At 70.7% G+C, this 10,429-nt stretch carries 9 protein-coding genes; 7 read left to right on the top strand and 2 right to left on the bottom strand.

Annotated elements, in window-relative coordinates:
* Window positions 1-104: 104 nt before the first annotated feature.
* Window positions 105-2,018 carry a translational GTPase TypA gene (gene typA / locus R8Z57_RS00045; protein ID WP_318351722.1) on the top strand — a complete coding sequence of 638 codons (1,914 nt, stop codon included), beginning with the start codon at window positions 105-107 and terminating at the stop codon, window positions 2,016-2,018.
* Window positions 2,019-2,080: 62 nt separating this feature from the next.
* Here typA and R8Z57_RS00040 read toward each other — a convergent pair whose 3' ends face one another.
* A complete protein-coding gene (locus R8Z57_RS00040; protein WP_318351721.1) occupies window positions 2,081-4,150 on the bottom strand; it encodes a hypothetical protein in 2,070 nt (689 codons plus the stop codon).
* A 234-nt stretch (window positions 4,151-4,384) separates the two neighbouring features.
* Between R8Z57_RS00040 and R8Z57_RS00035 the strand changes: the two genes are divergently transcribed.
* The 6 genes from R8Z57_RS00035 (at window position 4,385) to R8Z57_RS00010 (ending at window position 8,963) form a co-directional block, all read left to right on the top strand.
* Window positions 4,385-5,149 carry an AzlC family ABC transporter permease gene (locus tag R8Z57_RS00035; protein ID WP_318351720.1) on the top strand — a complete coding sequence of 255 codons (765 nt, stop codon included), beginning with the start codon at window positions 4,385-4,387 and terminating at the stop codon, window positions 5,147-5,149.
* The gene (locus R8Z57_RS00030) at window positions 5,146-5,460 is read left to right on the top strand and encodes an AzlD domain-containing protein (protein ID WP_318351719.1); all 315 of its coding nucleotides are present in this window, start codon (window positions 5,146-5,148) and stop codon (window positions 5,458-5,460) included. The genes R8Z57_RS00035 and R8Z57_RS00030 overlap by 4 nt, the downstream gene beginning before the upstream one ends.
* A 68-nt stretch (window positions 5,461-5,528) precedes the next feature.
* Window positions 5,529-5,927, top strand: a complete 399-nt coding sequence (locus R8Z57_RS00025; protein ID WP_318351718.1) for a DUF6113 family protein — start codon at window positions 5,529-5,531, stop codon at window positions 5,925-5,927.
* A 103-nt stretch (window positions 5,928-6,030) separates the two neighbouring features.
* Window positions 6,031-6,351 (top strand): ferredoxin, encoded by a 321-nt coding sequence (fdxA, locus tag R8Z57_RS00020; RefSeq protein ID WP_318351717.1) that lies wholly within the window; start codon window positions 6,031-6,033, stop codon window positions 6,349-6,351.
* A gap of 1 nt (window position 6,352) precedes the next feature.
* Window positions 6,353-7,474 (top strand): succinyldiaminopimelate transaminase, encoded by a 1,122-nt coding sequence (dapC, locus tag R8Z57_RS00015; protein WP_318351716.1) that lies wholly within the window; start codon window positions 6,353-6,355, stop codon window positions 7,472-7,474.
* 190 nt (window positions 7,475-7,664) lie between these two features.
* Window positions 7,665-8,963: a citrate synthase gene (locus R8Z57_RS00010; protein ID WP_318351715.1), complete on the top strand. Its 1,299-nt coding sequence runs from the start codon at window positions 7,665-7,667 to the stop codon at window positions 8,961-8,963.
* Between the two features lie 99 nt (window positions 8,964-9,062).
* On the opposite strand, the gene dapD is transcribed toward R8Z57_RS00010, so the two are convergent.
* A complete protein-coding gene (dapD, locus tag R8Z57_RS00005) occupies window positions 9,063-10,019 on the bottom strand; it encodes a 2,3,4,5-tetrahydropyridine-2,6-dicarboxylate N-succinyltransferase (protein WP_318351714.1) in 957 nt (318 codons plus the stop codon).
* Window positions 10,020-10,429: the final 410 nt, after the last annotated feature.

Here is a 10,429-nt window from a genome sequence, read left to right as displayed (position 1 = left end):
CGTCCCGATGCCCCGGGACGGCGCGACACGGGCCGTTCAGGGTCGTCCCGATAGAATGGCCGATGCCGGCATCCCGGCGCTTACCTCAACTTTAGGAATCCCTCATGGCGCGCGCCCTCCGTCCGGACCTCCGCAACGTCGCGATCGTCGCCCACGTCGACCACGGCAAGACGACGCTCGTCGACGCCATGCTCCGTCAGACCGGCTCCTTCGGCGAGCACGCGCACGTCGAAGAGCGCGCGATGGACTCGAACGACCTCGAGCGTGAGAAGGGCATCACGATCCTCGCCAAGAACACGGCGATCACGTACAACGGTGCCCACACCGACGTCCCGGTGACGATCAACGTCATCGACACTCCGGGCCACGCCGACTTCGGCGGCGAGGTCGAGCGCGGCCTGTCGATGGTCGACGGCGTCGTGCTGCTCGTCGACGCGAGCGAGGGCCCGCTGCCGCAGACGCGCTTCGTGCTGCGCAAGGCGCTCGAGGCCAAGCTGCCCGTGATCCTCCTGGTCAACAAGACCGACCGCCCCGACGCGCGCATCGCCGAGGTCGAGGAGGAGGCCCACGACCTGCTGCTGGGTCTCGCGTCCGACCTCCACGAGGACGTGCCCGACCTCGACGTCGACGCGCTGCTCGACGTTCCGGTGGTCTACGCGAGCGGACGCGCGGGCGCGGCATCCCGCACCCGTCCCGCCAACGGCGAGCTCCCCGACAACGCCGACCTCGAGCCGCTCTTCGAGGCGATCCTCGAGCACGTGCCCGCCCCCGCCTACGACGACGAGGCGCCCCTGCAGGCGTGGGTCACGAACCTCGACTCGAGCCCCTTCCTCGGCCGCCTCGCGCTGCTGCGCGTCTTCAACGGGACGCTGCGCAAGGGGCAGACGGTCGCGTGGGTGCGCCACGATGGCTCGCACTCGAACGCCCGGATCACGGAACTCCTGAAGACCCGCGCGCTCGAGCGGTACCCCGCCGAAGAGGCCGGCCCCGGTGACATCGTCGCGATCGCCGGCATCGAGGAGATCACCATCGGCGAGACGATCGCCGATCCCGAGGACGTCCGCCCGCTGCCCGCGATCACGGTCGACGACCCGGCCATCTCGATGACCATCGGCACGAACACGTCGCCGCTCGTCGGCAAGGTCAAGGGGCACAAGGTCACCGCCCGCATGGTGAAGGACCGCCTCGACCGCGAGCTCATCGGCAACGTGTCGCTCAAGGTCGTCGACATCGGCCGCCCCGACGCCTGGGAGGTGCAGGGCCGCGGCGAGCTGGCTCTCGCGATCCTCGTCGAGAACATGCGTCGCGAGGGCTTCGAGCTCACCGTCGGCAAGCCCCAGGTCGTCACGCGCAAGAGCGAGGACGGCAAGGTGCAGGAGCCGTTCGAGCACCTCACCATCGACGCCCCCGAGGAGTACCTCGGCGCGATCACCCAGCTGCTCGCCGCCCGCAAGGGCCGCATGGAGACCATGGTCAACCACGGCACCGGCTGGGTCCGCATGGAGTTCGTCGTGCCCTCGCGCGGCCTCATCGGCTTCCGCACCGAGTTCCTCTCGGTCACGCGCGGCACCGGCATCGCAAACGCGATCTCCCACGGCTACGACGACTGGGCGGGCCACATCCAGGCTCGCCAGAACGGCTCGATCGTCGCCGATCGCTCGGGTGTCGTGACGCCCTTCGCGATGATGGCGCTGCAGGAGCGCATGAGCTTCTTCGTGCAGCCGACCGAAGAGGTCTACGAGGGCATGGTCGTCGGTGAGAACACGCGCGCCGACGACATGGACGTGAACATCACCAAAGAGAAGAAGCTCACCAACATGCGCTCGTCGACCGCCGACGAGCTCGAGCGACTGACGCCGCCGCGTCAGCTCTCGCTGGAGGAGAGCCTCGAGTTCGCCCGCGACGACGAGTGCGTCGAGGTCACCCCCGAGAAGGTGCGCATCCGCAAGGTCATCCTCGACGCGACCGAGCGCGGCCGCGCCGCGTCGCGCCTCAAGCGCCAGGACGCCAACGCGTAAAGAGCGGAGACGGATGCCGCGACCCCGTGCCTGCGCAGGCAGGAGGTCGCGGCATCTGCGTCTCAGTCGCGAACCCTCACCGTGAGCGGCTTGGCCTCGGTCGACCCCGCGGCGTTGCTGAGCGTCGCCGTGAACACGTATGTCCCCGGCGGGAGCTCGCCGAGGACCGTCTCCGCGTGCTGGGCGCCGGGTGTGGCGGCCGCGAGCTGCTGCCGATCGATCTCGATGCCGTCCTGGAAGAGGACGTACCCGGTCGCGTTGGTGCCCCACCACAGATCGGCCGAGATCGTCACCTCCCCGGCGCGCACGCCCTCGGTGCTCAGCACGGCGCGGCCGGGCGCGGCATCCGTCACCGTGACCGTGTGCGTCCGCGACGCGGTGCCGCCGTAGGGGTTGAGAGCGACGAGCGTGTACTCGTAGGTGCCGTTCAGCCGTCCCGCGATGTCGAAGTCGACCCGCTGCGCGGTAGGGGAGGCCCCCGGCACCCACTGCGCGCCCACGAGCGCGCCGTTCTCGTACAGCTTGACCACGGTCGCGTTCTGGCCCCACCACAGATCTGCGGTCACCCGGTAGTCGCCGTCGCGCAGGCCGGTGTCGTGCCCGTTGTCGTCCGACAGGACGAACGCCTCGGGTGCTGCAGTGGCAGCGGGAGTGCCCGACGGGAGGATCCCGGCTCCTGCCCCCGCTCGGACGATCGCCGCCACGTCGGCGGCCGGGTCGAGCGCGTACGCGTAGGCGTCGGCCGGGCTCCAGCGCACCGCCGATGAGAGCGGTGTCGCCGCGGTGGCGTTGTAGGCCGCGAGCACGTCGGCCGGCTGTCCGTCGACCAGCGTGCCGGTGGCCTTCAGCTCGGTGCCGCCCCAGCCCGCGATGATGCGCGACGCCGAGGCGGGGTCGACGAGTTCGACCGCGTTGGATTCGGCGACGATGCTGCTCTCCTTGCCGGCTCCCCAGAAGTACTGGAAGAACGGCGAGCCCGGCTCGGAGGCGGCGGTCGTGGCATCCGTCTGCTCGTACAGGTTGTTGTAGACGTGCACATCGCCGAAGCGCACGCGCGGTCCGCGCTGACCGATGTCGGTCCAGCGGTTGTGGTGCTGCGTGACGCGGTGCTGGCCGCGGTCCTGCAGCCGCGAGTCGGACGAGCCGATGATGTCGGTCTTGTCGTGGTGCTGGAACCAGTTCCACGACATGGTCACGAGGTCCGAGCCGTGCGTGACGTCCAGAAGCCCGTCGTGCACCTCGAACGTCTGCCCGTACACGATCGGCAGGCTTTGCAGGGGGTGCGCGCCGTCGTCGAACGTGTTGTGGTCGACCCACACGCTCGTCGACGTCCACACCGAGAGGTTGTCGTAGGCCGAGTTCCACGCGCCGCCCGCGCCGTCTCCGGCATCCCACTGCGGGAAGCAGTCGTACGCATCCGAGAGGGTGAGGTTCCGCACGATCACGTTGTGCGCGTCGCGGATGCGGAGGGATGCCCCCTCCACGCGTGCATCGTCGCCCACGCCGACGAGCGTCACGTTCGACCCGATGTGCTGCAGGGTGAGCGTGGCCTGCAGAGCGGCCGCCGCCACGCGGGCCTGCTCGAGCGGACCGGACGGATCGATGCCCGGACCGAACGCGGCGATGTAGTCGTCCATCGAGAACGGTGCGCCGGTGCCGGCAACCGTCACCTGCGACGCGATGTCGTCGCAGGTGAGGCGCGTGCCGTCGGACTGCAGCCAGGGGTCGATCGTGCCGGTGACGTAGACGATGCGCGGCACCTGGTTGTAGCGCGCGTCGCTCTGCGAGCCGCCCGGCCTGCCGGAAAGGGCGTCGCGCAGCTCCTGCCAGTCGTCGACGACGTAGACCTCGGCCGCCGCGGCGTGGCTGCCGCCGGTCACCGGTTCGGCGCGGCGCGCGACCCGCTCGGGATACGTGGGTCCCGACCACGCCGCCCAGCCGTCTCCCTCGGCGATGACCTCGCGGCCGAGGTCCACAGCGCCGGGCTCCGTCGGCGGCGCGGTGGGGTCCGCGGGTGCGGCGAGCGCCGGCGACGGCACCAGGGTGAGCGCGGCGGCGACGCCGAGGCAGGCGACGAGCGGATGCCGCTTCCGCGCGTCCGCTCGGGCGGGCAGGGGCAGCGTCGTTCTCAAGGCGGACTCCTTCGTCCTCGGCAGAATCCGTGATGAGAACGGGCGCATGGGCGCCCACAAGCGAGGAAGCGTTTTCTGCGGTGCTCATCAGCATGGCCCGCCCGAGCGGAAAGCGCAATCCCCGTCGTTCGGCGCCGGGCGCCTCTCTCCGGCGTCGTCCCACCCCGCCGTCGCGGGCCACCGCTCACGTTGCGGCCCGGCGCCCGCCCGGGCACCCGTCGATACGATGACGACGTGACCCACGAGCCGCACTTCGACGATGCGCACAGCGCGGGCGAAGCGCGACGGGCGGTGCGCGAAGGGCTCGGGGTCGCGCTGGCGACGAGCGCCTACGGGATCTCGTTCGGGGCCCTGGCCGTGGCTTCCGGGCTGGACGTCTGGCAGACGTGCATCCTCAGCCTGGTCATGTTCACCGGCGGATCCCAGTTCGCCTTCGCGGGGATCGTCGGCGCCGGGGGAGTGGCTGCCGCGCCCGCGGCCATCGCCTCCGCCGCGCTGCTGGGCGTCCGCAACGTCGCCTATGGGATCCGGATGTCGCCGGTCGTCGGGGCGGGGTTCTGGCGCCGCGCGGCGGCAGCCCAGTTCACCATCGACGAGTCCACCGCGGTGTCGCTCGCGCAGGAGAGCGCGCGGGCCCGCACCCTCGGCTTCTGGGTGACCGGGATCGGCATCTACGTCGGCTGGAACCTCTCGACCCTCGCCGGAGCGCTCCTCGGCGACGTGCTGGGCGACCCGCGATCGTACGGCCTCGATGCGGCGGCGGCCGCGGCGTTCCTCGCACTGCTGTGGCCGCGCCTGCGCGCGCGTCAGCCCATCGTCGTCGGCGTGGCTGCTGCCGTGGTCGCGACCGTGCTCACGCCGGTGCTCATGCCGGGGGTTCCCGTCATCATCGCCGCCGTCGTCGCCGTCGTGGTCGGCTGGACCGACTGGCTGGGCACGGATGAGCGAGCGGATGCCGGCGAGCCCGACGACGTCGCCGAGCGCGGAGGTCTGCCGTGACGATGTGGACCGCGGTGCTCGTGGCGTCGATCGTGTGCGTCGCGCTGAAGACGGTCGGCTATCTGATCCCGCCGAGATGGGTGGAGGCGCCCCGGCCGATGCGGATCGCCGACCTGCTCACCGTCGCGCTCCTCGCCGCGCTCGTGGCGGTGCAGACGCTCGCCGTCGGCCAGGCGGTCGTGGTGGACGCGCGCGTTCCGGCGGTGCTCGTCGCCGCGGGGCTGCTCCTGCTGCGCGCCCCGTTCCTGGTCGTCGTCGTGGCCGCGGCGCTCGTCGCGGCACTGCTGCGCCTCTGGGGCTGGGCGGCCTGAGCCGTCGAGCGCGGAAGGCGGCGGGCTCGGGCGTCGGCGCGTCGCGGGCGCCCGCCTAGAATGAGGCGGTGACGTTCTCGTGGTCGCGCCTCGGCGCCTGGGTCGTGGCGTTCGTGGTCGGGGCGTTCTACGGCGTCGCCGGAACGGTCGCCCAGGCCTACATGATCGGCTGGTTCCCGCTGGGGCTCGTCCTCGGGCTGATCGGCGTGATCGCTCTGCTGGTGGCGGTGCGGCTGCTCACCGGCGACCGGTGGGCGACGCTCGCGACGGCACTCGGCGTGATGATCGCCACCCTGGTGTTCTCGGGCGCGGGTCCGGGCGGATCGGTCGTGGTGCCGCAGGCGCCCGAAGGCCAGTTCAATCCGGGCGTCGTGTGGACGATCCTCGTCCCGCTCGCCGCCGTCGTCGTGATCGCATGGCCCGAGGTGCGGTCGCGCACGGCGCCCCCGGCGGAACCCGTCGGCTGAGGGTCGCGGACGTCCCGCCGCTCGGACGACGGACGTCGCCGAGCGGGACGGCAGACGCCCGCCGCGGCCGATCGGCGCCTGCGGCCGCGACTAGACTGAAGCGGTGACGTACGTGATCGCCCTTCCCTGCGTGGACGTCAAGGACCGCGCCTGCATCGACGAGTGCCCGGTGGACTGCATCTACGAGGGCGACCGGTCGCTGTACATCCACCCCGACGAGTGCGTGGACTGCGGCGCCTGCGAGCCGGTGTGCCCGGTCGAGGCGATCTACTACGAAGACGACCTGCCCGACGAGTGGCAGGACTACTACAAGGCCAACGTCGAGTTCTTCGACGACATCGGCTCGCCCGGCGGCGCCGCAAAGGTCGGCGTCATCCACAAGGACCACCCGATCATCGCCGCGCTCCCGCCGCAGGAACACTGACGTGGGGGTCGCCGACCTCGCCGACTACCCCTGGGACGCCGTGGCGCCGTACGCCGCGCGCGCCCGCTCGCATCCCGACGGCATCGTCGACCTCTCCATCGGCTCGCCCGTCGACCCGACCCCCGCCGTCGTGGCCGACGCGCTCAGGTCGGCCACCGATGCGCACGCCTATCCGCAGACCGTCGGCACGCCCGCGCTCCGCGCCGCGATCGCCCGCTGGTACGAGCGACGCCGCGGCGTGCCGGGTCTCACGCCGGATCATGTGCTCCCGACCGTCGGCTCCAAGGAGCTGGTGGCCCTTCTTCCACTCCTCCTCGGTCTCGGTCCCGGCGACATCGTCGTGCACCCGCGCGCGGCGTACCCGACCTACGAGGTGGGGGCGCGCCTGGTCGGCGCGACGCCCGTCGCCGCCGACGACCCGGCCGAGTGGCCCGCGGGCACGCGCCTGGTGTGGGTCAACTCGCCAGGGAATCCCGACGGGCGGGTGCTCGACATCGCGGCGCTGCGCGCCGCGATCGACCGCGCGCGCGAACGGGGCGCGATCCTCGCGTCGGACGAGTGCTACGCCGAGCTCGGCTGGGACGCTCCGTGGGATGCCGCACCCGTGCCGTCCGCGCTGGACCCGAGGGTCGTCGACGGCCGGCTCGACGGCATCCTGTCGGTGTACTCGCTCAGCAAGCAGTCCAATCTCGCCGGCTACCGGGCGGCCTTCCTCGCGGGCGACCCTGCCCTCGTCGCGCGGCTGCTCACGGCGCGAAAGCACCTCGGCCTCATGCTTCCGCTCCCGGTGCAGGCCGCCATGGCGGCAGCCCTGGAGGACGATGCCCACGTCGCCGCCCAGAAGGAGCTCTACCGCGACCGCCGCGACGTGCTGCGGCCCGCCGTCGAGTCGGCGGGATTCCGGGTCGACGCCAGCGAAGCCGGTCTCTACCTCTGGGCGACCGAGGGTCGCGACGCGTGGGAGAGCCTCGGACGCCTCGCGGATCTCGGCATCCTCGCCGGCCCAGGCCACTTCTACGGCATCCACTTCCCGCAGCACATCCGGCTGTCGCTGACCGCGACCGACGAGCGTATCGCTGCCGCCGCGGCGCGGCTTCGCGCGGCGGGCGACGGCCGGCGTTGAGGATTCCTCCATCCCGACTGCGGTCCGTTTGGCCGTGTCAGCAGTAGGCGTGGCGGCCCACTAGGCTGTAATAACGCGGCGACGCGGCATCCCCCGTCCCGCTTCCCCCTCCCTGCACCCGGCATCTTCATGGCGCCGCGCAGGGCGGGACCGACACCCCCGGCACGACCAGAAATCGCGAGGAGGCGCCGTGAGCGACGCGGGCACCCAGCAGGAGAAGGCCACCCTCACGATCGGTGGCACCACCGCCGAGTTCCCGCTGCTGCGGGGGACCGACGGGACGCCGAGCGTGGACATCTCCACTTTCACCCGCCAGACCGGCTACACGGCTCTCGACTACGGTTTCGTCAACACGGCGGCGACGAAGTCGGCGATCACCTACATCGACGGCGATCAGGGCATCCTCCGCTACCGCGGCTACCCGATCGAGCAGCTGGCGAAGAACAGCACCTACCTCGAGGTCGCCTGGCTCCTGATCTACGGCGAGCTGCCGTCGGCGGACGAGCTCGCCGAGTTCGACGAGAAGATCCGCCGGCACACCCTCCTGCACGAGGACCTCAAGCGGTTCTTCTCGGCGCTGCCGCACACCGCGCACCCGATGTCGGTGCTGTCGTCGGCCGTCTCGGCACTGTCGACGTACTACGAGCACCAGTCCGACCCGAACAACCCCGAGCACGTCGAGCTGAACACGATCCGCATGCTCGCGAAGCTGCCGGTCATCGCCGCCTACGCGCACAAGAAGAGCATCGGCCAGGCGTTCCTGTACCCCGACAACTCGCTCGGGTTCGTCGACAACTTCCTCAAGCTCAATTTCGGCGTGCTGTCCGAGCTGTACCAGGTCGACCCGGTCATGTCGCGGGCGCTCGAGCGGCTGCTGATCCTTCACGAGGACCACGAGCAGAACGCGTCCACCTCGACGGTGCGCCTGGTCGGCTCGACCGGTGCGAACCAGTTCTCGTCGATCTCGGCCGGCATCAACGCCCTGTACGGGCCGTTGCACGGCGGCGCGAACGAGGCCGTGCTCGACATGCTCGGCCGCATCCACGAGTCCGGCGAAAGCGTGCAGCGCTTCGTCGAGCGCGTCAAGAACAAGGAAGACGGCGTGAAGCTCATGGGCTTCGGTCACCGCGTCTACAAGAACTACGACCCGCGCGCGAAGCTCGTCAAGGAGTCCGCCGACGAGGTCCTGTCGGCGCTCGGCGTGAGCGACCCGCTGCTCGACCTCGCGAAGGAGCTCGAAGAGATCGCGCTCAACGACGCGTACTTCCAGGAGCGCCGCCTCTATCCGAACGTCGACTTCTACACCGGCGTGATCTACAAGGCGATGGGCTTCCCCACGCGCATGTTCACGGTGCTGTTCGCCATCGGCCGGCTGCCGGGGTGGCTCGCGCAGTGGCGCGAGGCCGCGGGCGACGCGCAGACGAAGATCGGTCGTCCGCAGCAGCTGTACATCGGGGCGTCCGAGCGCGACTACCCCGGTATCTCCTGACGAGAGCCCGCACGGTCACCGGGCGTTCGCCCGATCGCCATGAGAATGACGGATGCCGCGCCCCCGTAAGGGAGCGCGGCATCGGCGTCGAGGGACGTTTCAGGCGTGCAGTGCCTCGTTGAGGGTCACACCCACGCCGGCGCGCCGGACGGCCTCGACGGCACCTGATACCGAGTTGCGGCGGAAGAGCAGACCGTCGCGACCCGAGAGCTCGGCGCCCTTCGCCGTCGGGAGGGAGCCGTCCGCTCGCCGGGGCTCGTCTGCCAGCACCACCTTGGTCCCCGCCGTGACGTAGAGGCCGGCCTCCACGACGCAGTCGTCGCCGAGCGAGATCCCGATGCCGGCGTTCGCGCCGAGGAGGGTCCGTTCGCCGACCGAGACCTTGTGGGTGCCGCCGCCCGACAGGGTACCCATGATGGACGCCCCGCCACCGATGTCGCTGCCGTCGCCGACGACGACGCCCTGCGAGATGCGTCCTTCGACCATGCTCTGGCCGAGGGTGCCGGCGTTGAAGTTCACGAAGCCCTCGTGCATGACGGTCGTGCCCGGCGACAGGTACGCGCCGAGACGCACGCGCGAGGCGTCCGCGATGCGGACGCCCGGCGGGGTCACGTAGTCGAGCAGCCGCGGGAACTTGTCGAGGCCCTGCACCTGGATGCCGTCCCGCGCAAGGAAGGGGCGCAGGCGCGTCAGCGCGTCGGGGTGCATCGCCCCGGCGTTGGTCCAGGCGACGTTGGGGAGGTGGCCGAAGATGCCGTCGACGTTGACCTCGTTCGGGCGGACGAGCCGGTGGGAGAGGGCGTGCAGGCGCAGATAGGCGTCGGAGGTCGACGTGGGTGCCGCGTCGAGGTCGACCTCGACGGTGACGACGTCGACCGATACGGCGCGTCGGGCGTCGGGCACCGCGAGACGCTCGATCTCGTCCGGTGGCATCTGCGGGTCGAAGCCCAGAGGGATGCGTCCCGCGGCAGGGGAGGGGAACCACGTGTCGAGCACGGTTCCGTCGTCAGCGGTCGTGGCGAGGCCGACGCCCCACACCCATCGTTCTTCGCTCATGTCGTCAACGCTAGCGCGGCGCCCGAGCACGAGTTCCGCGTGTTTCTGCGGGTGGGGGTGTGCGACACGCCCGGGATGTGGGCTCGATTCGACGGGTGGGCCGGTTCCGCGTAGTGTTCTTGTTGTTCGCCCCAAAGGGTAGAGCGGAAGGCCGGAAGGCCTGGCTCCCCTCAAGCAGCGAACCACCCCATCTGATCTGCTCCTGGTGAGTGGGCCGGTCTTCGGTTTAGGATGGGTTTCTTCCACCCTCGTTCTGCAGGTGAGTCGTGGTGGGGTCTTGTGCCCCGCGGTTGCGATTTGACAGGCGAGACGGGGTGTGTAAGATAGAGAAGTTGCCCTGCGGCGAAGGCTGAGAAGCTGGAACGCGGGTGCGTCCGATCTTTGAGAACTCAACAGCGTGCACTTGTCAA

Origin of the sequence: Microbacterium sp. M3, assembly GCF_033548675.1 — a bacterium.
GTDB lineage: Bacteria > Actinomycetota > Actinomycetes > Actinomycetales > Microbacteriaceae > Microbacterium > Microbacterium arthrosphaerae.
This window is presented reverse-complemented; position numbering and strand designations above follow the sequence as displayed.